This is a genomic window from Rhodococcus aetherivorans, assembly GCF_025722975.1.
Taxonomy (GTDB): domain Bacteria; phylum Actinomycetota; class Actinomycetes; order Mycobacteriales; family Mycobacteriaceae; genus Rhodococcus; species Rhodococcus aetherivorans.
In genome coordinates, this window is the sequence record NZ_CP106982.1 from 1,950,586 (window position 1) to 1,971,710 (window position 21,125).

Consider the following 21,125-nt stretch of genomic DNA (forward strand, 5'->3'; position numbering starts at 1 on the left):
CCTCCCTTCTCGTCGGCTTCCCGGTCACGGTGGTCAGCTGCCGGACAGGCCGGCGGCCCAGTCGTAGCTCTCGAGGTACGGGTCCGGCTCGATCGCCCCGTTCGACTCCCACACCGTGTAGATCAGTCCGTCGCCCCGGATCTCGCCGATGCGAGCCGTCTTGGTGATGTGGTGGTTGTCCCCGTCGATCGTGACGGTGCCCTCCGGTGCGTCGAACGAGACGCCGTCGGCCGCGGCCTGCACGTCGGCGACGGCGAACGAGTCCGCCTTCTCGACGGTGTTCTTCCACAGGTACACCGACGCGTACGCGGCCTCCATCGGGTCGGAGGTGGGCTTGTTCGCACCGTACTTCGCCTTGTACGCGTCGACGAACGCCGTGTTCTCGGGGCCGTCCACGGTCTGGTAGTAGTTCCAGGCGGTGAGCTGGCCGGTGATGTTCTGCGCGCCGATTCCGACCACTTCCTCCTCGGCGATCGACACCGAGATCACCGGCATGTCGGCGGCGGTGAGGCCGACGTTGGAGTACTCGCGGAAGAAGGCGACGTTCGAGTCGCCGTTGAGGGTGTTGAACACCGCGTCCGCGTCGGCGGTGCGGACCTTGTTGACGATCGTGGAGAAGTCGGTGGACCCGAGCGGGGTGTAGTCCTCACCCTTGATCTCGATGCCGTTGGCCTCGGCGTACGCGCGGATGATGCGGTTCGCGGTCTGCGGGAAGACGTAGTCGCTGCCGACGAGGTAGAGGGACTTGACGCCCTTCTCCTTCAGGTAGTCCAGCGCCGGCACGATCTGCTGGTTGGTGGTCGCGCCGGTGTAGAAGATGTTCGGCGACGACTCGAGGCCCTCGTACTGCACGGGGTAGTACAGCAGCGCGTTGTTGTCCTCGAACACCGGCAGCATCGCCTTGCGGCTCGACGACGTCCACCCACCGAACACCGCGGCCACACAGTCGGAGCTGATCAGCTTCTCGGCCTTCTCGGCGAACACCGTCGGCTCCGACGCGCCGTCCTCGGCCACGATCCGGATCTGCTTGCCGAGAACGCCGCCGTTCGCATTGATCTCCTCGACGGCCAGTGCGATCGAGTCACGCACCGTGACCTCGGAGATTGCCATGGTGCCGGACAGCGAGTTCAGCGAACCGACCTTGATCGTGTCGCCGGAGGTGTCGACGCACGAGGCGGACCCGGCAGCGTCGGTACTGTCGGTGGCCTTGCTGCCGCAGGCGCTGAGCACGAGGCCGACGGCGGCCAGCGCGGCCGGCGCGGCGACGGCGCGCTTGGCGAACTTGGACGTGGCAACTGGCATGGAGGTGCCCTTCTTCGAAGGTGGGAGCCGGACGGGGCCCGGTGTATCCGGGCTGCGTATACAGCGCTGTATCCGTGGACCGAAGAGTAGGCGGCCGGTGTTGCATGGGAATGTCCTGCGGTGACGAGTTCGTGACCCGTGTTACGGCTCGATTTCCGAACGCGCACACGCCGAGGTCCGGATGTATCCGCGCCTCCGCAGGACAGCGGCGCGCTCCTTTCATCGCGCGGCTGTCCTGCCGCCGTGCGGGTTTCCGGACGACCTACCGCCAGCGACGACGGGTGGCGGCGTCGATTCGCGCACGAACGTCGTCGAAGTGGAAGAGTTCCGACCACGTCCAGCGCATCACTTCGTATCCCTGTGCCCGGATCGCGTCTTCACGAAGCTTCTCGCGACGCACCGTCTCGGCGCTTGCGCCGGGGTCCGCAGACCGGTACTTGCCCATGCCGTCGAACTCGCCGACGACGCCGAACTCCTCCCGGAAGAAGTCGGTGCGCGCGACGAATGCGCCACCGGCTGTCCATATCTCGAATTGCAGGACCGGGCCGGGCAGACCTGCCGCCCGAATGCGGAGGCGGCTGATCGACTCGCCCGGGCTCTCGCTTCGTCCGTCCAGGAATGCGCACATTCGTCGAGCCGCCGCAATTCCGGTTCGCGTGTCGGCTGCTGTCAAGGCGGCCGGGAGTGCGGCGTGGGCCGCAGGCCGCAGCCTCAGTGCAGAGTCGCCCAGCACCACTGCACGGTCGGCATCCAGGCAGCGTGCCGTGTCGACGATCGTGCGCGCCGCCGAGGTCACCCGTATCCCGTCCACGATCTCCACATCGCTTGGTGCGAAAGGTGTTGCGTGCACGTGTAGTTGGGAGGTGCGACGGCCACCGGAGGGTCGATTCCGGCTGACGTGGACCAGCGTGAGGTCCGGACGCCACAGAGCGAACCCGTGCACGACGGCGGCGGAGGTGTGGCTCATCACGGCCTCGGGGCCGAGCTTGGCGGCGGCCGCGCGTACGCGCACCAGGTGCCGGCCGGCGTCGTCGAGGTCGGCTGCGATCTCCCTGGGCAGGTGGACGCCTGCGTCGAGACGCTCGAGGGCGCCGGTGCGCAGTGCTCGGCGGATCTCGTCCTCGATGAGCCCGGAGCGGACAGCGTCGCGCCGCATGATCGGGGTGTGGTCGGTCATGGCGAACACGGTGCCCCGACGGAGGTGCCCTTCGGCGTGAACTCCGCGCTCCGGACCGGATCTGGGGAGCGATCGTCCGGTTGTGGAGAAAATCGATGACGCACTGCCGCGCCGTCTCACGGCCATCCTGGCAATCAGCGGGGTTGGGCGCGCGGCTGTCCGGCCGTCGCGCGGGTGTCACTTGATGAGGTAGGGGGACACGGAGCTCTGGTGCTCGTTGATGACGAGCTCCTTCCCGAGGGGCGGGAACGCGCGCTGGGGGCAGTTCAGCCGCTCGCACACGCGGCAGCCGGAGCCGATGGGGGTACCGGGGTTGCTGTCGTCGAGGTCGAGGCCGTCGGCGTAGACGAGGCGGTGCGCGTGGCGCAGCTCGCAGCCGAGGCCGATCGCGAACGTCTTCGACGGCTGGCCGTAGCGGGCGGCGCGGCGCTCGACCGTGCGGGCGACCCACAGGTAGCGACGCCCGTCGGGCATCTGCGCGAGCTGGGTCATGATCTTGCCCGGGTACGCGAAGGTCTCGTACACGTTCCACAGGGGACAGGTCCCGCCGCTGGTGGAGAAGTGGAAGCCGGTGGCGGACTGGCGCTTGGACATGTTGCCCGCCCGGTCGACGCGGACGAACGAGAACGGCACGCCGCGCAGCTTCGGCCGCTGCAGGGTCGACATCCGGTGGGCGATGGTCTCGTAGCTGACGGCGTAGAAGGCGGAGAGCCGCTCGACGTCGTATCGGAAGTCCTCGGCCATCTCGTGGAACTGCGCGTAGGGCAGCATGATCGCCGCGGCGAAGTAGTTGGCGAGGCCGTGGCGGGCCAGGGCGAGGGAGGCCTCGCTGGTGAACGCGCCCTCGGCGACCAGCTTCTCGATCAGCTCCCCGCACTCGAGGTAGGCGAGCTCGGTGGCGAGCTTGAAGACCTGCTGGCCGCCCGACAGCCGCGCGGAGATCTCGAGGACGCGCGTGGCGGGGTCGAACCGGTGCAGGACGTTCTCGCCGAGGTCGACGCGACGGACGAGCTGTACGTCGTGCACCGTCTCCATGCGCTTGATGATGCCGCCGGAGATGTCGCCGCGGTGGAAGCGGATCCGGGTGGCGAGTTCCTCGGCGGCGGTGTCGAGATCGTGCAGGTAGTTCTGCCGCTGGTAGAAGTAGTCGCGGACCTCTTCGTGCGGCATGGTGATGGTGCCGCTGCCGCTGCCGTCGCTGTAGCGGTCCTCGGTGGCGGCGGCGAGCTGGGCGGTGGTGTTGCGGAACCGCCGGTGCATGTTGACCATGGCCCGCGCCAGCCCGGGGTGCGCCGACACCATCGCGGCGATCTCCTGGGCGTCGGCGTCGATGCCCATCTCCTGATCGAGGGCCACCTCCCGCATCTCGGCGATGAGCCGGGTGTCGTCCTGGGACGAGAAGAACGTGGTGTCGACACCGAAGACCTCGCTGATGCGCAGCAGGACCGGTACGGTGAGCGGCCGCACGTCGTGCTCGATCTGGTTGAGGTAGCTGGCCGAGATCTCCAGGGTCTTGGCCAGCGCCGCTTGGCTGAGTCCCCGCTCGGTGCGCAGCTGGCGCAGGCGGGCGCCGACGAACGTCTTTGGCATCAGCCCAGCGTACGAGCGTCTACGCAGCTTCGCAACGACAGGTTCGCAACGTTAGCGCTCTACTCGAGTCCCAGCCAGGACCCCGGCGCGAAGGCCTCGTAGTGGACGGCGTCGGGCGAGACTCCCCCGCCGAGCAACGTCTGCCGGATCGACCGCATGAACGGGACGGGACCGCACACGTACACCTGCGGATCCTTCGGCAGCTCGACGCCGTCGAGCGGGGTGTGGCCGTCCTCGCGGAGCTCTTCGAACTCGGAGTAGCGGGTCAGCATGCGGGCCCGCGGCAGACGGTCGACCAGGGCCTGCGTCTCGGCGCGCCGCGCATGGTCGTAGCTGGACCGGTCGACGTGCACGACCAGGACCTCGCGCTCGGAGCGGTGCGCCGCCAGGTGCTGCAGCGCCGCGAGCGTCGGGGTGACGCCGATGCCGGCGGAGATCAGCACCAGGGGAGCGTCGGCGTCCTCGACGACGAGGCTGCCGAACGGATGCGAGACGACGAGTTCGGTGCCGATGCCGACGCCGCCGACGAGGAGCTGGGAGACGATCCCGCCCGGGACCCGCTTGACGGTGACGGCCCACTCCCCCGGGACGTGGCTGCGCACGAGGGTGTACTGGCGGATCTGCCGGGTGCCGTCTCCCAGGGTGGTCGCGACGGAGATGTACTGTCCGGGAAGGAAATCCGGAAGCGGGCTGCCGTCGAGGGAGCGCAGGGTCAGGGTCGCGACCTCCGCGCCGTCGAACTGGACGTCGGTGACCACTACGACGCGCCAGATCTGACCGGGCCGGACGCCGGCCTTGTCGTAGAGTGCCGACTCCTGCTCGATGAGCGAGTTGGCCATCAGCGTGTAGACCTCGCGCCAGGCCGCGGCGACGTCGGGGGTGACCGCGTCGCCGAGCACCTCGCCGATCGCGGCGAACAGCTGGTGCCGGACCACGTCGTAGTGGGGGGCCTGGACGCCGAGCGAGGCGTGCTTGGCGGCGATCCGGGCCATGATCGCGTCGATGTCGGCGGCGTCCTCGGTGACGAGCAGCGTCGCGAAGGCGGCGACCGAGCTCGCGAGCGCCTTCTGCTGCTCCCGGTTCTCCTGGTTGGTGCGGTTGAACAGGTCGGTCCGCAGCGACGGCGCGGCCGCGAAGAGCTTTTCGTAGAACAGTTCGGAGATCTGGCCGATGTGGGCGCCGACGACCGGGAGGGTGGCCTCGATCACCGGCTTCGACGTGGCGGAAAGGATGGCGCCCTCCTCGACTCGTGTGCGAGTGGGGAGTGGGCACGCCCGAGCGGCGTGACCGGCCCCGACTGGTCAACGCGCACATGGTAGTCGAGCGATCCTGGCCGACCCCCGATTCGACCGGGGCGACTTCCCGATTTGCCGGACCTCCGGGTGTGAAACTCGTCACAATCTTCGTGGTGATCCGCGGCTCCGTCGCTGGTGGGCCGCGGGTGCGGGGCAGTGTCGTCGGCTGCCGGGCGGCGCGCCCGCCGGGGAACAATGCCGAGGTGATTGCTACCGACGGGTAGCTATCGGGGTCCGGGCCGGGTTCGTTGGACGCGCCAAAGGTTTACAACCTTTGCAAAGCCTCGGGAAAAACTAGCGAAGATTGGCACTAGCAACAGGTAGACGGCACTTTCCGGGTGTGTCATTGTCGAGTGGTACATCCGAAAGGTTCGCGAAGGATGTGAAGTAGTACGCACGTACTGCAGAGCGTCCGGCGCGGATCCGATCTAGAGAGTGGAGCTTAGATGTCGACCACCGGCACCCCGAGGACCGCTGAGGAAATCCAGAAGGATTGGGACACCAACCCGCGCTGGAAGGGGATCACCCGCAACTACACGGCCGAGCAGGTCGTCAAGCTGCAGGGCACCGTCGTCGAGGAAGCCACCCTCGCCCGCCGCGGCTCGGAGATTCTGTGGGACCTCGTGAACAACGAGGACTACATCAACTCGCTGGGCGCCCTCACCGGCAACCAGGCCGTGCAGCAGGTCCGCGCCGGCCTCAAGGCCATCTACCTGTCCGGCTGGCAGGTCGCCGGTGACGCGAACCTGTCCGGCCACACCTACCCGGACCAGTCGCTGTACCCGGCGAACTCGGTGCCGCAGGTCGTCCGCCGCATCAACAACGCGCTGCTGCGCGCCGACGAGATCGCCAAGGTCGAGGGCGACACCTCGGTCGACAACTGGCTCGCCCCGATCGTCGCCGACGGTGAGGCCGGCTTCGGTGGCGCGCTCAACGTCTACGAGCTGCAGAAGGCCATGATCGCGGCCGGTGTCGCCGGCTCGCACTGGGAGGACCAGCTCGCGTCGGAGAAGAAGTGCGGTCACCTCGGTGGCAAGGTGCTCATCCCGACCCAGCAGCACATCCGCACCCTGACCTCGGCTCGCCTCGCGGCCGACGTCGCCGACGTCCCGACGGTCGTCATCGCCCGCACCGACGCCGAGGCGGCGACGCTGCTGACCTCCGACGTCGACGAGCGTGACCGTGAGTTCCTCGACGGCACCCGCACCGCCGAGGGCTTCTACGGCGTCAAGAACGGCATCGAGCCCTGCATCGCGCGTGCCAAGGCCTACGCGCCGTACTCCGATCTGATCTGGATGGAGACCGGCGTGCCGGACCTCGAGGTCGCCAAGAAGTTCGCCGAGGCCGTCCGCAGCGAGTTCCCGGACCAGCTGCTCGCCTACAACTGCTCGCCGTCCTTCAACTGGAAGGCGCACCTGGACGACGCGACCATCGCGAAGTTCCAGAAGGAGCTCGGCGCGATGGGCTTCAAGTTCCAGTTCATCACCCTCGCCGGCTTCCACTCGCTCAACTACGGCATGTTCGACCTGGCCCACGGCTACGCCCGCCAGGGGATGACCGCATTCGTCGACCTGCAGGAGCGCGAGTTCAAGGCCGCCGCGGAGCGTGGCTTCACCGCCGTCAAGCACCAGCGTGAGGTCGGCGCCGGCTACTTCGACGCCATCGCCACCACCGTCGACCCGAACACCTCCACGGCAGCCCTCAAGGGCTCCACCGAGGAGGGCCAGTTCCACTAGGAACCGGCAACCGGATGTAGGTGCGCGGCGGGATCTCGGACGACCAGGTCCCGCCGCCGCCGTATCCACCCCCTGTCAGAACCCCTTTCACGACCCCCCCACATGACGAGTAGGAGCTGACGTGACCAGCGAAAAGATTCAGCGCGTCGGCGTGATCGGCGCCGGGATCATGGGCGCAGGTATCGCCGAGGTGTGCGCACGCGCTCATGTCGACGTACTTGTGTACGAGCAGACCCGCGAACTCGCGGCTGCCGGGCGTGCCCGCATCCTCCGGTCCCTCGACCGCGGTGTCAGCAGCGGCAAGATCACCGAACGGGAGCGTGAGCAGGCCGCCTGGCGGCTGCGCTTCACCTCCGACCTCGGCGACTTCGCCGATCGCCAGCTCGTCGTGGAGGCGGTCGTCGAGGACGAGAAGGTCAAGGCCGAGATCTTCGCGGAACTCGACAAGATCGTCACGGATCCGAACGCGGTGCTGGCGTCCAACACCTCGTCGATCCCGATCATGAAGCTGGGCATCGCCACCACCCGGCCCGAGCGGGTCATCGGCATGCACTTCTTCAATCCGGTTCCGGTGCTGCCGTTGGTCGAGCTGGTCACCACGCTCAAGACCGGCCCCGCGGTCTCCCAGCGCGCGGAGGCCTTCGCCTCCGAGGTGCTCGGCAAGCAGGTCGTCCGGTCCTCCGACCGGGCCGGCTTCATCGCCAACGCGCTTCTCGTGCCCTACCTGCTGTCGGCGATCCGGATGGTCGAGTCCGGCTTTGCCACCAAGGAGGACATCGACAAGGCGATGGTCCTCGGGTGTGCCCACCCGATGGGTCCGCTCGCGCTCACCGATCTGGTGGGCCTGGACACGGTCAAGTCGATCGCCGACTCGATGTACGGGGAGTTCAAGGAGCCGCTGTACTCGGCTCCGCCGCTCCTGCTGCGTATGGTCGAGGCCGGCCTCGTCGGCAAGAAGTCGGGCGCCGGCTTCTACGAATATGCCGACAACGGTCGTGCCGCCAAGAAAGTCAGCTAGGTAGGTAGCACCACACCGCACCTCGGCGCCCGTGTGCCGACAGCACAGCCGTCGCGCTGACTGTCGGGACACGGGCGCGAGGTGCATCGAGGGAAAGGTCGACCCCGAATGGCCAGCACTGCAGACGGATACGGCTCGAGCATCCTCGGGTATCCGCGCATCGGACCCCGTCGTGAACTCAAGCGTGCCCTCGAGGCCTACTGGCACGGCACCGGCACCCGCGACGAGCTCGTCGCGGTGGCCCGCGAGATCCAGGAGTCCACCTGGAGCGAGCTCGCCGCCACCGGGCTCACCCAGGTGCCCGGTAACACGTTCTCCTACTACGATCACGTGCTCGACAACGCGCTGCTGTTCGGTGCGATCCCCGAGCGGTTCCGCCCGCTCGTCGGCGAGCTCGACCCGCTCGACTTCTACTTCACGCTGTGCCGGGGCCGCGAGGACTTCCCGCCGCTCGAGCTGGTCCGCTGGTTCGGCAGCAACTACCACTACCGGCAGCCCGAGCTCGACGAGAACACCACCTTCGCGCTGAACTCGGCGGCGGTGCTCGACGAGTTCGAGCGCGCCAAGGCCCGCGGTATCGACCTGCGCCCGGTCGTACTCGGTCCGGTGTCGCTGCTGCTGCTGTCCAAGGTCTCGCAGACGTCGGAGCAGGACGGGTTCTCCACCCTCGAGCTGCTCGACCGGCTGCTGCCCGAGTACGAGAAGCTGTTCGCGGAGCTCGCGCGCGCCGGCGCCTGGTGCGTGCAGCTCGACGAGCCCTCCTTCACCGAGGACCGCACCCCGGAGGAGCTCGCGGCCTTCGCGCGCGCCTACGACACGCTCTCCCACGCGCCGCTGCGCCCGCGCCTCCTCGTCACCGGCCCCTACGGTCACCTCGGCGAGGCGTTGCCCATCCTGGCCGCCACCAAGGTCGAGGCCATCGGTCTCGACCTGGTCAACGGCCGGATGAGCGCGGAGGAGCTGGCCGCGGTGCCCGGCCTCAAGCGCAAGCGCATCTACGCGGGGGTCGTCGACGGCCGCAACGTGTGGAAGGCCGACCGGCACCGCACGCTCGAGTACCTGAGCAGCCTCGCGGCCGTGACGCCCGACCTGGTGGTCTCCACGTCGTGCTCGCTGCTGCACGTGCCCTACGACGTGCTCGCCGAGTACGACATCCCCGGCGACGTGGCGGACCGGCTGGCCTTCGCCAAGCAGAAGGTGGGCGAGGTGGTCTCGCTCGCCAAGGCGCTGACCACCGGCGCGGAGGAGCGGTGGCGCAAGCCGCCGACGTCGGTGCACTTCAAGCAGAAGCACGCGATCCGCGCCCGCGTCAACGCCCTGCGGCCCGAGCACCGGCGCCGCGTCCCGTACGAGGAGCGGCGCGCCGCGCAGCAGGAGCGGCTGAAGCTGCCGCCGGTGCCGGCGACCACGCTGGGGTCGTTCCCGCAGACGGACGAGATCCGCAAGGCCCGCTACGAGCTGGGCGAGGGCCGCATGTCGTGGGACGACTACGTCAAGCGCATCCAGGAGGAGATCGAGTCCACCGTCCGGCTGCAGGAGGACATCGGCCTCGACGTGCTCGTCCACGGTGAGCACGAGCGCAACGACATGATCCAGTACTTCGCCGAGCTGCTCGAGGGCTTCGCCACGACGCACTTCGGCTGGGTGCAGGCGTACGGGTCGCGGTGCACGCGCCCGCCGATCCTCTACGGCGACATCGTGCGGCCGAAGCCGATGACGGTGGAGTGGATCGCGTTCGCGCAGTCGCTGACCGACAAGCCGGTCAAGGGCATGCTCACGGGCCCGGTCACGATGCTGGCGCGGTCGTATGTGCGTCAGGACCAGCCCCTGCACGAGACGGCCGACCAGTTGGCGCTTGCCATCCGCGACGAGATCGCAGACCTCGAGCGGGCGGGCATCGCCATCATCCAGGTCGACGAGCCCGCCATCCGGGAACTGCTGCCGTTGCGGCAGGACGGCCGGGCCGAGTACCTGGACTGGGCGGTCGACGCGTTCCGGCTCGCGACCGGGGGCGCCAAGCCCGAGACGCAGATCCACACGCACCTGACCTACTCCGGTCAGGCGTCGGTGGTCGACGCGATCGAACGGCTCGACGCGGACGTCACGGCGATCGTCGCGACCCGCTCGATCCGCTGGGTGCTCGAGGCCATCAAGGACAAGGCCCTCACGCACGGTGTCGGCCCCGGCGTCTACGAGAGCCGATCGGCGCGCATCCCCGACATCGACGAACTCGACGAACTGCTCAGCACCGCAGCGGAATCCGTCGAACTCGACCGCTTGTGGGCGAATCCGGACGGCGGGCTCAAGACCCGGCACTACTGGCAGCTCGAGCCGTCGCTGCGCAACCTCGTCGCCGCCGCACGTCGTCTGCGGCGACGCGCGGCCGGGCAGTAGACCGGCAGGCCGCGCCCGTCGACGCGCACCCGCGGACAGCCCCCGCGGGTGCGCGTCGTGTCGCCGGCCGGTAGGCATGTCTGCATGACTACCGTTGCCGCGTACGCCGCCACCGCGGCGGACAGCCCCCTCGTCAAGACCACCATCGAGCGGCGTGAGCTCGGTCCGCTCGACGTGCTCATCGAGATCAGGTACGCCGGGATCTGCCATTCCGACATCCACACCGCCCGCAACGAGTGGGGCGGCACCCGCTACCCCGTCGTTCCCGGGCACGAGATCGTCGGGGTGGTGAGCGCCGTCGGCGCCGAGGTGACCAGGCATGCCGTCGGCGATCGCGTCGGCGTCGGCTGCTTCGTCGACTCGTGCCTCGCGTGTGAGGCCTGCACCAGCGGCGACGAGCAGTACTGCACCAGCCGGGTCACCGGCACCTACAACGCCGTCGGCCGCGACGGCGAGGTGACCCAGGGCGGCTACTCCACCCACATCGTCGTCACCGAGCACTTCGTCCTGAAGATCCCCGACGGTCTTGCGCTCGACGCCGCGGCGCCGCTGCTCTGCGCGGGCATCACCCTGTTCTCCCCGCTCCGGCACTGGGGCGCCGGACCGGGCAGGAAGGTCGCCGTGATCGGGATGGGCGGGCTCGGCCACGTCGGCGTGAAGATCGCCGCGGCGATGGGTGCCGAGGTGACCGTGCTGGGGCACTCGCCGGCCAAGCGGGAGGACGGGCTGCGCTTCGGTGCCGTCGACTACCGCGTAACGACCGATCCGCAGACCTTCAAGGATCTGCGGGGCACGTTCGACCTGATCGTCAACACCGTTTCGGTGAACCTCGACCTGGATGCCTATCTGTCGCTGCTCGCCCGCAACGGCACCCTCGTCGAGCTGGGCCTGCCCGAACACCCTCTCACGGTCCGGGCGTTCTCGCTCGCGCAGAACCGGCGCAGCCTCGCCGGTTCCATGGTCGGCGGCATCCCGCAGACGCAGGAGATGCTCGACTTCTGCGCCGAGCACGGCATCGGCGCGGAGATCGAGGTCGTCTCGGCCGACCGGATCAACGAGGCGTACGACCGCGTCGTCGCGAGCGACGTGCGCTATCGGTTCGTGATCGACGCCGCCACCATCTGAGCCGGGCGGGCAGGTGTGAGACCGCGGCGGCCGGGTACTCCCGCCACGTATCTCGAGACGTGGAGGAAATGTGAAGAAGGCGTTGTACCGGCCCGTGAGCCTCGTGGTGAGTTCCCTGGCGGGCGTTGCCGCCGGCATGGTGTTCAGGAAGGTGTGGGCGCTCGGCGCCGGCCAGGACGATCCGCCGGAGGCCATGGACAGCCGCTTCGGGTGGCGGGAGGTGCTGGTCTCCGCCGCCGTGCAGGGAGCGATCTTCGGTGCGGTGAGCGCGGCGGCGAACCGCGCGAGCGCGGTGGGCTTCCGCCGCGTCACCGGCACCTGGCCCGGGAAGGAATGACGACGCCCGGGCCTGCGGGTCCTAGAAACCCTCGCCCAGTTGTTCGCGCAGCTGGGCGAGGGTTTTCGTCAGCAGCCGGGACACGTGCATCTGGGACACGCCGACACGTTCGGCGATCTGGGTCTGGGTCATGTTCCCGAAGAACCGCAGCAGCACGACCGTGCGCTCACGTTCCGGCAGCGCAGCCAGCAACGGGCGCAGTGCCTCGTGGTTCTCCACGTGCGCGAGCGCGGCGTCGTAGTCGCCGAGAGTGTCCGCCAGGGTGACGCCGTCGTCCCCGGCCGGGGCCGGACGGTCGACAGAGACCGCCTGGTACGCGTTGCCGGCGACGAGGCCCTCCGCCACCTCCTCCGGATCGAGGCCCAGCTCGGCGGCGAGTTCGGCAGCCGTGGGGGCGCGGCCCAGGCGCTGTGACAGTTCCCCGGTCGCCTTGCTCAGCGCCAGATGCATCTCCTTCATCCGGCGCGGCACCCGCACCGCCCAACCGGCGTCGCGGAAGTGCCGGCGCACCTCGCCCATGATGGTCGGAACCGCGAAGGACACGAAGTCCGAGCCCCGCTCGGGGTCGAAACGGTCCACGGCGTTGACCAGGCCGAGGCGGGCGACCTGCAGGAGGTCGTCGAATGCCTCGCCGCGGCCGTCGAACCGGCGGGCGATGTGTTCCGCGAGGGGCAGGCATCGTTCGACCAGGCTGTCCCGCAAGACTCCGCGCGCGGGATCGTCCTCGTCGAACGTCACCATTTCCTCGAAGAGGGGGATGACGTCGGCGTATTCGTCGGCGGCTCGGCCGCTGCGCCGTTGGGCGCCGGTCCCCGTCACAGAACAGCGCTGCTGTCGGTCAGGGACACGTCGATCGTGGTGACGGAGCCCTCGTCGGATTCGTCCACGTTCACCTCGACCGAGTCGGCGAGTGCGTTGAGCACATGCCAGCCGAAGGTCCGCGAGTCCGCCGTCAGTCCGCCGTCCACCGTCGGAGCGGACGCGCTGATCCGCAGTGCCGGCGGCATGGCCTGGAACCGGCACGACAACGTTGCGCCCTGCGGGGCCCGGGTGATCAGCCGGGTGCCCGCCTCGTCGATCGCGAGCTTGACGTCGGCCACCGCGTCGAGGTCGAAGCCCTGCTGCAGAGCGATGGCGGCAGCGACCGCGCGCAGGACGGGGAGCTGGCCTGGTTCCGCCCGTACCCGCAACTCCACTACGGGGTGGGTGCGTTCGAGGGCCGAGTCGATCGATGCCGTGTTCGCCATGTGTGTCGTTTCTCCGTTGCGGCAGGTGGGGGCCCGGGCGAGCGGGGGTTCCTGGCGAGACTACCCGCGGCGCGGGGTTCTCAATCATGCGGAAACGCGCGCCGCCGGGGCGGCGCCGCGCCACGTCGATCCGCCCTTTGCGGTGCCGCAGGGGCTGCCGTAGGGTATGGGTGAGGTTGAGCACACAGCCTGACTCGGAGGCGCCGCACATCCGCGGTGACCGGTGTCGGTGCGGTCCCCGCTCTGTCGACGCTTCCATCCTCTTTCCACGATGGGAAGCTCATGTCTGTCGTTTCTCAGCGCAAAGTCACATCGCTGTGGGTCACCCGATCGGATCGCTCACCGGTCTCCTTCCATACGTCCGCGGGTGCCGATTTCTCCACGGAGAGAATCAGTTCCGGCCTCGTCCGGGTCGCCGTGGCGGGCGAGCTCGACATGCGCAACGCCCCGGCGTTGCGCAGCTACGCCGGCGACCAGATGCACCCGTCGTCGCGCCTGGTGCTCGATCTTTCCGACGTGGAGTTCTTCGGGTCGGCGGGCCTGACCGTGTTCGACGAGCTCGACACCTTGGCCCGGCGCCGAAGTTCCCGGTGGGCCCTCGTGGGCGGACGGCCGGTACACCGGCTGTTGCGGGTGCTCGGCGACCCGGTCCACGCGCACGCCTCGCTCGAGAGTGCGATCCACGCCCTGCGGGTTCCGGCCTGATCCGGCTCTCCCGAAGCGAACCCCCCGTCGGGGCGCGGGTCACACCGGCTTCGGCAGCTTCGGCGGGCGGTTGCCGCGGGGATCGACCGCCAGGACGAGCAGCAGCACACCCAGCACCAGGTGCAGCCAGTTGTCGGCCGCGTTGACCGGCACCACGTTGGCGTGGCTGTCGTGGCCGAGGACCATGCCGAAGGCCGACAACGCAAGGTACCCGGCGCCGCCCGCGATCAGGTAGATCCGCGACGCGCGGATCCCTCGGGCGGCGAGGATCCCCGCCGCACCGTAGGCGAGGTGCAGCACGTTGTGGGCGATCGAGACCCGGAACAGGCCCAGCAGATGCGCATTCGACTCCTGCCCCGCGAGGGCCATCGAGCCGTACCCGCTGGTCAGTCCGGGCACGAATCCGAGCACCCCGATGAGGAGGAACACGATGCCGATCGCGAAGGCGTAACCCTGGATCCGGGTGCGCTGCACCCTGGGATACGGGCTGGATCGGATCATCGTTCCTCCATCGGGGTGCGCGGGGCACCGCGCCCCGGGACGCAGGGATAGCCCGGGCGGGTCGCCCCGAAACCCCCGGGCGGGTCGCCCCGAAACCCCCGGGCGGGTCGCCCCGAAACCCCCGGGCGGGTCGCCCTCGAAATCCCGTCCGGTCGTCGTCTGAGCGGTTCAGCCCCCGACGAGGACGCCGGACGAGATCGACCCGTACACCAGGGTCAGAACCATCAGCCCCCAGCCCGTGCCGTGCCAGATCGGCCACGTCCCGCCCGAGCGCCACACCCGGTAGGTCTGCACGAATGCACCGACGGCCCCGAGGAGCAGGATCGCCGTGGGGCCGACGGCCAGGACGAGCCGCGCAGGGTCGGTGCACACGAGGAATTCCTCGTCGGCGCATCGGTCACCGCTCGCGGCGGCCCAGATCACGACCGCCGCCATCAGCAGCAGGGCGGCGGCGACGATCACGGCCGCGTACCGCACCGCCGCGCGGGCGGCGCGCGGGTCCCGCCATCGCTTCTCCACATCCTGCGTCACAGCATCTCCCTACGCCCGGTCGGCGCGGTCGGTGAGCGCAGCCTGACCCGATTGCCGGGCGCAGTGCGCGCAGCAATACATGGTGCCGTCGGCCTCGACCCCGTGCCCGAGAATGCGGCAACCGCAGTGGGCGCACTGCGGGGCCATTGCCTGTGCGGCACACTCGAAACTGTCGAACGTGCCCGAGACGTCGCCGCGGGTGACGGTGAAGGTCTTGTCGTAGTCGTTGCCACAGGTGTCGCACGTGGTCATCACGGTCCTCCTCTCCGATATCTGTCCTCCGGATCGGGTGCCCCACCCTCGGTCACGTCAAACGGCTCACACCGTCGTCGCCGGCCGGATCCGCGGTGCCGCCAGGCCGAGGCCGAGCATGGTCACCGCCACGCCGAGGTGCAGCCAGTTGTCCGCATCGTTGACCGGCAAGACGTTGGCGCTGCCCCCCGGCCGGACGATCAGCCCGTACAGGAACAGTGCGAGGTAGATCAGGCCGCCGACGATCAGGTACCAGCGCGCCAGATCGGCGCGCCGCGCCGCGACCACGCCCGCCAGACCGAAGACCAGATGCACCACGTTGTGCAGGACGGACACGGCGAACACGCCCAGGAGCAGGGCGCCGGACTCGTGGCCGAAGGCCAGTTCGTCGTAGTTGCCCGTCACCCCGGGGACGAAGCCGGCGATCCCGACGACCAGGAAGAGCGTGCCTGCCGACAGTGCGCCGAGCTGGACGATCGAGCGGGTGCTCTCCGGCTGGCCGGCGCGCTGGGCGGGCTCGAGTGGTTCGGTCATGACCCGCGCATACCCCGTACTGTCCGCTTCAACCTGGGCGGTGCGGCGGATTGGCCGAAGACTACGCCGGGAACTCGATCGACGGGGGCCCCATGCTCCGGCCGCGCCCCTCGGCGAGTTCCCCGGGGCTGCAGGCCGCCGAGGGACAGGAGTGGGCGATGAACACCCCCGATCCGCGGAACGTCCCTGACCCACACGCGCATCCCGGCACCGATCCCGAGCCTGCCCGCACCCCCGATCTCGAACGCGGCAGGGGTGTGGCACCGGGGTCGACACCACCCGACTCGGGCTAGGCCTCCGGTCTGTCGGCCCCCGAGCCGCGGACGCGGAACCGATTCCCGCCCAAGGGGATTCTGACGATCGCTGCGATCGTGCTGATCGTCGTCCTCTTTCTCATGGTGATCATGGGGATTCTGATGTAGGTGGCGCAGTCCTGCACGATTTGCCGGGGTGCCGGCGGGGTACCCGTGGTTCGCAAGTGAGGAACGCCGACTGAGGGAGAGTCGCATGGCAGAGAACACGAGCGGTCCGAGCGAAGGCGTCAAGGGCGTCGTCGAAGACGTCAAGGGAAAGGCCAAGGAGGCGACCGGCGCCGTCGTCGGCAGCGACGAACTCACCCGCGAGGGACGGGCCCAGCAGGACAAGGCCGACAGCCAGCGCGAGGCCGCGAAGAAGGAAGCCGAGGCGGAGAAGGCACGCGCCGACGCCGAGGTCGACGAGGCGCGCCAGCGCTCGCATCAGCAGTGAATCCGCATCGCAGTGAATCGGTGACCGGCCGCGCAGGCGGTCGCGCCCGTCGTTCGTCCACGACCCGGGGGCCGTTCGGCTCCCGGGTCTTCGCCCCGGAGGAGGAGCGATGCGTATCCTGACGTTCGTTGTGCTGGTGTGGCTGGTGATCGGTGCGATCGCCGCCGGGCAGCGGGGGTACTTCACAGAAGCCGAGCAGAGCTGCGCCGACTTCGCCACCGTCGCGGTGACGGTGATCGCGGGGCCCCTCAACTACGCCGGAGTCAATCCGAAGGTGGAGTGCGAGCTTCCGCAGCCGAGTCCGTGACCGGACCCGCGGGCTGCCGCGGCGACGGGATCCGCTCGTGCGCGGTCATGAGCAGATGGTCGAAGGCGGTGCGAAGCGTTGCCGGTGCGTCGAGTCCGGTGGTGACGTCCCGGACGAGTTGCTCGGCGAGCGTGCGGAGCTTGACATTCGACTCCTGGGACCGCCAGGCGAGGATCTCGAAGGCGCGGTCCGCCGGAATCCCGTAGACCGCCATGAGCATGCCCTTGGCCTGTTCGATGACCGCACGGTGGTGCGCGAGCGCCGAGACCGCCTCGTCGACGCTGTGCCGGACCTCGTCGTCGTACGCGTCGGACAGGTCCAGGTAGAAACCGGCCGTGCCGATCACCCGTCCTCGCTCGTCGAGCAGGCGGTCGCCGATCACGACGACGGGCCGGACCGTCCCGTGCGTGTCGATGATGCGATGCCGGCTGCTGAACGGCTCGCCGTTGCGCTGCAGGGCGCCCAGCATGGCCGCGACGTGGGCCCTGTCCTCGGGATGCTTGTGCTTGAGCAGCAGGTCGGTGGTCGGCCGTACGGTCCCCGGGGCGTACCCGTGCATCCGCGCCACGTCGTCCGACCATTCCCACCTGTCGTCGTCGATCAGGTAGCGGAAACTCCCGACCCGCTGCGGCTTCCCGCTCGCGAAGACCCGTTCGAAGGCGTCGTCCACCGGCGTGTCGCCGGCGTCCACGATCGGTTCCCTCATGCAACGATTATGCCTCCGGTGACGGGCACTACCGCTGCGGGATCGCGTGAGGTGAGGTGATCTAGCCGGCGTGTTGCTCGGCGTTCGCGAACACTTCGACGAGGGTGGCGCAGAAGGCGGGCAGATCCCTCGGATTGCGGCTCGACACCAGGTTCCCGTCGACGACCACTTCCTCGTCGACCACGTTCCCGCCCGCGTTGCGGATGTCCGTGCGGACGCTGGGGTAGGACGTCAGCGTCCGACCCCGGACCACGTCGGCCTCGACCAGTGTCCAGGGGCCGTGACAGATCACCCCGACGGGCCGGCCCGACTCGACGAAGTCCCGCACGAACGCCACGGCGGCGGGGTCCTGGCGCAGATGATCGGGGTTCGTGGTACCGCCAGGCAGGATCAGCGCGTCGAAGTCCGACACCGACGCCTCCGACACCACCTGGTCGACCGGGTGCCGGCCGGCCGCGTGCACGTCGGACTTCATGGCCTGGATCTCGCCGGGTTCGAGCGACAGCAGGCGCACCGTGCCGCCCGCCTCCTCGACTGCCCGGCGCGGCTCGACCAGCTCGACCTCCTCGACGCCGTTCGTGGCGAGGACGGCGACCGTGCGTCCCGCCAGCCGGCCGTTCCCTGAAGCGCTCATCGCGAAGTCGTCCTTTCGTCGTGGGAAGGTTCCCCGATCGCGTACCCGAGGCCGGCGACCGGGAAACGTCACTCCGGTGCCAGATCCCGGGTGGCAGGGCCTTCGAGCAGACGCCCGTCCGCGGCGAAGCGGGAGCCGTGCAGCGGGCAGTCCCAGGAGGCTTCCGCGTCGTTCCATCGCAGCACGCCACCGAGGTGGGGGCACACCGCGGACACCCGGTGCGTGGTGCCGTCGACGGTGCACACCCCGACCGGGCGGAGCTTCTCCCGGCGTACCGTGCCGCGGCCCTCCGGCGGGGACGCGCCGTCGCCGGACAACTCGGCCCGCACCCATCCGCGCGTCATCTCCACCGCGACCGCGGCATTGAGCCGGGTTGCTGCCGGAAGATCGAAAAGCTTTGTGGGACTCCAGGCCTGGAACGCCGACTCCCATTCCGGAGCCGTCTCGCCGAGAATGCGGGCCGACAGCAACCGCGCCGCCGCCACCGCGTTCGTCATGCCCCACTTGCCGTAGCCGGTGCCCACGAGCAGCCGATCGTTGCCGGGAAGCAGCGGGCCCACGTACGGCAGGTGATCGAGCGTCGCATAGTCCTGCGCCGACCAGCGCGCCACGGTCTTCGCACCCGGGAAGTGGCGGCCCGTCCACGCCACGAGATCGTCCGCGGCGCCCCGATGGTCGTGTGCCCGCCCGACGGTGTGGCCGTTGCCGCCGACGAGGAAGTACCGCCCCCCGTAGGCCGTGCGCAGCGACCGCGTCGGCGAATCCACCGACAGATACATCCCGCTCGGAATGTCGCCCGGTACCTCGAACGCGGCCGCGTACGACCGCCGGGGCTCGAGCCGGGCGAAGAACCCGCCGCGGTCGAGGATCGGCGTCCCCGTCGCCAGCACGATGTGCCCGGCCCGCACCTCGCCGTGATCGGTGACCGCGACGCATCCGTTCCGGTCCGAGCGGACCTTCCGGACCCGGCAGCCGGTGAACAGGGCGCCGTCGCGCTCCCGCAGTTCGCGGGCCAGTTCGTGCAGCAACGGCATCGGATCGGTCTGCGCCTGATCCGGCAGCGTCACCGCCGCGGCCACGGGGTACGGCAGTTCCGTCTCCGTCGTCATGCGGGCGTCGAGACCGGCCGCGCGGCAGGCCTCGTGCTCGGCGCGCACCGTGGCCACGCCCTCCTCGCCGGCGCTGTAGGTGAAGGCGGCCGCGGATTCGATCGGCAGGCCCCGCTCCCGGCACAGCTGCACCACCCACCGTTGCGCCTCGAGGTTGCCGGCCACGTAGTTTCGCAGGACGTCGCGGGAATGGCCTCGGGCGATGCTGGAGAGGGTGCTGCCCTGCAGCAGGCTGATCTTGCCGGTGGTGTTGCCGGTGGTGACGGCGCCGACCGTGCGGGCCTCGAGGACGGCCACGCGGTGGCCGGCGCGCGCGAGCAGGAGGGCGGTGGCCATGCCGGTGAGGCCGGCGCCGACCACCACGGTGTCGAAGCGGGCCGGGCCCTCGGGCCACGGCGTGTCGTCGGTGCGGGCGGTGTCGGTGCGGGAGAGCCACAGTGAGGTCACCTGTGAGGAATGCCCCGTGTCGCGCCCGGGAAACCCGCGCCGGTCACCGGTCCTGCGCCGGGCCGGTCGAGGTTTGCGCCCCGTCGTGCGGGGTAGGCCGTGCAGAGCCGGCAGTGCGTCATGGTGCCGGTCCGGCAGTGCGTCATGGTGCCGGTCCGGCAGTGCGTCATGGTGCCGGTCCGGCAGTGCGCCGCGCAGTCCACGACGAGAGGTGCCCGGACCACCGGGCGGGAGGATCGGCGATGAAAGCAGTGACATGGCAGGGCAAGCGGAAGGTGAGTGTCGATACGGTCCCCGACCCGAGGATCGAGCAGCCCACCGATGCGATCATCCGCGTCACCACCACCAACATCTGCGGTTCGGATCTGCACCTGTACGAAGTGCTCGGACCGTTCATGTCGCCGGGGGACATCCTCGGCCACGAGCCCATGGGGATCGTGGAGGAGGTCGGTTCCGAGGTCACCTCGATCAAACCCGGCGACCGCGTGGTCATTCCGTTCCAGATCTCGTGCGGCAGTTGTTTCATGTGCGGGGACGGCCTGTTCTCCCAGTGCGAGACCACCCAGGTCACCGAGCAGGGCACCGGCGCGGCGCTGTTCGGGTATTCGAAGCTGTACGGGAGCGTGCCCGGTGGCCAGGCGCAGTATCTGCGTGTGCCGCATGCGGATTCGACCCACATTTCGGTTCCGGAGGGGCCGCCGGACTCGCGGTTCGTCTACCTGTCCGACGTGCTGCCCACCGCCTGGCAGGCCGTGGAGTACGCGCATGTGCCCGACGGGGGTTCGGTGACGGTGCTCGGCCTCGGGCCCATCGGCGAGATGGCCGGACGGATCGCCGTGCACCGCGGCCACCGGGTGATCGGTGTCGACATGGTGCCCGAGCGGCTCGCGCGCGCCGCCACCCGCGGCATCGAGACCATCGACCTGAAGGAGGCCGGGAACTCGCTGGGCGAGATGATCCGCGACCGCACCGGCGGCCGCGGCACCGACTCGGTGATCGACGCGGTCGGCATGGAAGCGCACGGGTCACCCGTCGCCACCGCCCTGCAGACCGCGACGGGGCTGCTGCCGTCCGCGTTGTCCGCGCCGCTGATGACCCACGTCGGTATCGACCGGCTGCACGCCCTCTACACCGCGATCGACGTGGTGCGCCGGGGCGGCACCCTCTCGCTCAGCGGCGTGTACGGCGGCATGACCGACCCGATGCCGATGATGACCCTGTTCGACAAGCAGATCCGGCTGCGGATGGGTCAGGCGAACGTCAACCACTGGGTGCCGCAGATCATGCCGCTGCTCACCGACGACGATCCGCTCGGAGTGGACACCTTCGCCACGCACCGGTTGCCGCTGTCGGACGCCCCGCACGCGTACGAGATCTTCCAGCGCAAGCAGGAGGGCGCGATCAAGATCCAGCTCGAGCCCTGACCGGTGC

22 protein-coding genes and 1 pseudogene are annotated in these 21,125 nt (G+C 69.5%); 10 read left to right on the forward strand and 13 right to left on the reverse strand.

The genetic code is table 11. From position 1 onward, the window contains the following. Positions 1 to 33: 33 nt before the first annotated feature. The 4 genes from urtA to OCS65_RS08945 all read right to left on the reverse strand — a co-directional run bounded on the left by urtA (position 34) and on the right by OCS65_RS08945 (position 5,277). Positions 34 to 1,302, reverse strand: coding sequence for an urea ABC transporter substrate-binding protein (gene urtA / locus OCS65_RS08930; protein WP_006932975.1), 1,269 nt, complete (start codon positions 1,300 to 1,302; stop codon positions 34 to 36). Positions 1,303 to 1,564: 262 nt separating this feature from the next. Next, positions 1,565 to 2,479, reverse strand: a complete 915-nt coding sequence (locus OCS65_RS08935; RefSeq protein WP_043803325.1) for a hypothetical protein — start codon at positions 2,477 to 2,479, stop codon at positions 1,565 to 1,567. 177 nt (positions 2,480 to 2,656) lie between these two features. After that, entirely contained in the window at positions 2,657 to 4,069 is a 1,413-nt protein-coding gene (ramB, locus tag OCS65_RS08940; RefSeq protein WP_006932979.1) for an acetate metabolism transcriptional regulator RamB, read from the reverse strand. Between the two features lie 59 nt (positions 4,070 to 4,128). Continuing rightward, entirely contained in the window at positions 4,129 to 5,277 is a 1,149-nt protein-coding gene (locus tag OCS65_RS08945; protein ID WP_043803322.1) for a globin domain-containing protein, read from the reverse strand. A 533-nt stretch (positions 5,278 to 5,810) separates the two neighbouring features. Here OCS65_RS08945 and aceA point away from each other — a divergent pair. The 5 genes from aceA (at position 5,811) to OCS65_RS08970 (ending at position 11,974) form a co-directional block, all read left to right on the forward strand. After that, a complete protein-coding gene (gene aceA / locus OCS65_RS08950) occupies positions 5,811 to 7,100 on the forward strand; it encodes an isocitrate lyase (protein ID WP_043803320.1) in 1,290 nt (429 codons plus the stop codon). 121 nt (positions 7,101 to 7,221) lie between these two features. Beyond that, the gene (locus OCS65_RS08955; protein WP_006932984.1) at positions 7,222 to 8,118 is read left to right on the forward strand and encodes a 3-hydroxybutyryl-CoA dehydrogenase; all 897 of its coding nucleotides are present in this window, start codon (positions 7,222 to 7,224) and stop codon (positions 8,116 to 8,118) included. Positions 8,119 to 8,226: 108 nt separating this feature from the next. Beyond that, positions 8,227 to 10,512 (forward strand): 5-methyltetrahydropteroyltriglutamate--homocysteine S-methyltransferase, encoded by a 2,286-nt coding sequence (gene metE / locus OCS65_RS08960; RefSeq protein ID WP_006932986.1) that lies wholly within the window; start codon positions 8,227 to 8,229, stop codon positions 10,510 to 10,512. An 84-nt stretch (positions 10,513 to 10,596) separates the two neighbouring features. Further along, on the forward strand, positions 10,597 to 11,637 hold the full coding sequence (locus OCS65_RS08965) for an NAD(P)-dependent alcohol dehydrogenase (RefSeq protein ID WP_043803317.1): 1,041 nt from the start codon (positions 10,597 to 10,599) through the stop codon (positions 11,635 to 11,637). 70 nt (positions 11,638 to 11,707) lie between these two features. Continuing rightward, entirely contained in the window at positions 11,708 to 11,974 is a 267-nt protein-coding gene (locus OCS65_RS08970; RefSeq protein ID WP_006946450.1) for a DUF4235 domain-containing protein, read from the forward strand. Between the two features lie 21 nt (positions 11,975 to 11,995). On the opposite strand, the gene OCS65_RS08975 is transcribed toward OCS65_RS08970, so the two are convergent. Together OCS65_RS08975 and OCS65_RS08980 are read right to left on the reverse strand one after the other, a co-directional pair. Then, entirely contained in the window at positions 11,996 to 12,793 is a 798-nt protein-coding gene (locus OCS65_RS08975; RefSeq protein WP_043803315.1) for a SigB/SigF/SigG family RNA polymerase sigma factor, read from the reverse strand. Then, positions 12,790 to 13,221 carry an ATP-binding protein gene (locus OCS65_RS08980; protein ID WP_029545248.1) on the reverse strand — a complete coding sequence of 144 codons (432 nt, stop codon included), beginning with the start codon at positions 13,219 to 13,221 and terminating at the stop codon, positions 12,790 to 12,792. The genes OCS65_RS08975 and OCS65_RS08980 overlap by 4 nt, the downstream gene beginning before the upstream one ends. Before the next feature lie 282 nt (positions 13,222 to 13,503). Between OCS65_RS08980 and OCS65_RS08985 the strand changes: the two genes are divergently transcribed. Continuing rightward, the gene (locus OCS65_RS08985) at positions 13,504 to 13,926 is read left to right on the forward strand and encodes an STAS domain-containing protein (RefSeq protein ID WP_043803312.1); all 423 of its coding nucleotides are present in this window, start codon (positions 13,504 to 13,506) and stop codon (positions 13,924 to 13,926) included. Between the two features lie 39 nt (positions 13,927 to 13,965). On the opposite strand, the gene OCS65_RS08990 is transcribed toward OCS65_RS08985, so the two are convergent. The 4 genes from OCS65_RS08990 to OCS65_RS09005 all read right to left on the reverse strand — a co-directional run bounded on the left by OCS65_RS08990 (position 13,966) and on the right by OCS65_RS09005 (position 15,744). After that, a complete protein-coding gene (locus tag OCS65_RS08990; RefSeq protein WP_072635801.1) occupies positions 13,966 to 14,427 on the reverse strand; it encodes a DUF4383 domain-containing protein in 462 nt (153 codons plus the stop codon). A 168-nt stretch (positions 14,428 to 14,595) separates the two neighbouring features. Then, the gene (locus OCS65_RS08995) at positions 14,596 to 14,958 is read right to left on the reverse strand and encodes a hypothetical protein (protein WP_006946456.1); all 363 of its coding nucleotides are present in this window, start codon (positions 14,956 to 14,958) and stop codon (positions 14,596 to 14,598) included. 9 nt (positions 14,959 to 14,967) lie between these two features. Then, complete coding sequence (locus OCS65_RS09000) at positions 14,968 to 15,210, reverse strand: hypothetical protein (RefSeq protein WP_029545239.1); 243 nt, start codon at positions 15,208 to 15,210, stop codon at positions 14,968 to 14,970. A gap of 66 nt (positions 15,211 to 15,276) precedes the next feature. Next, entirely contained in the window at positions 15,277 to 15,744 is a 468-nt protein-coding gene (locus OCS65_RS09005) for a DUF4383 domain-containing protein (RefSeq protein WP_051446195.1), read from the reverse strand. Between the two features lie 158 nt (positions 15,745 to 15,902). On the opposite strand from OCS65_RS09005, the pseudogene OCS65_RS09010 reads away from it, so the two are divergent. The 3 genes and pseudogenes from OCS65_RS09010 (at position 15,903) to OCS65_RS09020 (ending at position 16,798) form a co-directional block, all read left to right on the forward strand. Then, positions 15,903 to 16,166 (forward strand): annotated as a pseudogene (locus tag OCS65_RS09010) (DUF6480 family protein). Between the two features lie 85 nt (positions 16,167 to 16,251). Then, a complete protein-coding gene (gene mbp1, locus OCS65_RS09015) occupies positions 16,252 to 16,491 on the forward strand; it encodes a microaggregate-binding protein 1 (protein WP_006946464.1) in 240 nt (79 codons plus the stop codon). A 109-nt stretch (positions 16,492 to 16,600) separates the two neighbouring features. Beyond that, positions 16,601 to 16,798 (forward strand): hypothetical protein, encoded by a 198-nt coding sequence (locus tag OCS65_RS09020; RefSeq protein ID WP_029545235.1) that lies wholly within the window; start codon positions 16,601 to 16,603, stop codon positions 16,796 to 16,798. On the opposite strand, the gene OCS65_RS09025 is transcribed toward OCS65_RS09020, so the two are convergent. From OCS65_RS09025 to OCS65_RS09035, 3 genes are all read right to left on the reverse strand, one after another. After that, positions 16,755 to 17,504: a PAS and ANTAR domain-containing protein gene (locus OCS65_RS09025; protein ID WP_043803304.1), complete on the reverse strand. Its 750-nt coding sequence runs from the start codon at positions 17,502 to 17,504 to the stop codon at positions 16,755 to 16,757. The genes OCS65_RS09020 and OCS65_RS09025 overlap by 44 nt on opposite strands. A gap of 61 nt (positions 17,505 to 17,565) precedes the next feature. After that, positions 17,566 to 18,138 carry a type 1 glutamine amidotransferase domain-containing protein gene (locus tag OCS65_RS09030; RefSeq protein ID WP_043803302.1) on the reverse strand — a complete coding sequence of 191 codons (573 nt, stop codon included), beginning with the start codon at positions 18,136 to 18,138 and terminating at the stop codon, positions 17,566 to 17,568. 68 nt (positions 18,139 to 18,206) lie between these two features. Further along, on the reverse strand, positions 18,207 to 19,694 hold the full coding sequence (locus OCS65_RS09035) for an FAD-dependent oxidoreductase (RefSeq protein ID WP_231772604.1): 1,488 nt from the start codon (positions 19,692 to 19,694) through the stop codon (positions 18,207 to 18,209). Between the two features lie 242 nt (positions 19,695 to 19,936). Between OCS65_RS09035 and OCS65_RS09040 the strand changes: the two genes are divergently transcribed. Next, on the forward strand, positions 19,937 to 21,118 hold the full coding sequence (locus tag OCS65_RS09040; protein ID WP_006946473.1) for a zinc-dependent alcohol dehydrogenase: 1,182 nt from the start codon (positions 19,937 to 19,939) through the stop codon (positions 21,116 to 21,118). Positions 21,119 to 21,125: the final 7 nt, after the last annotated feature.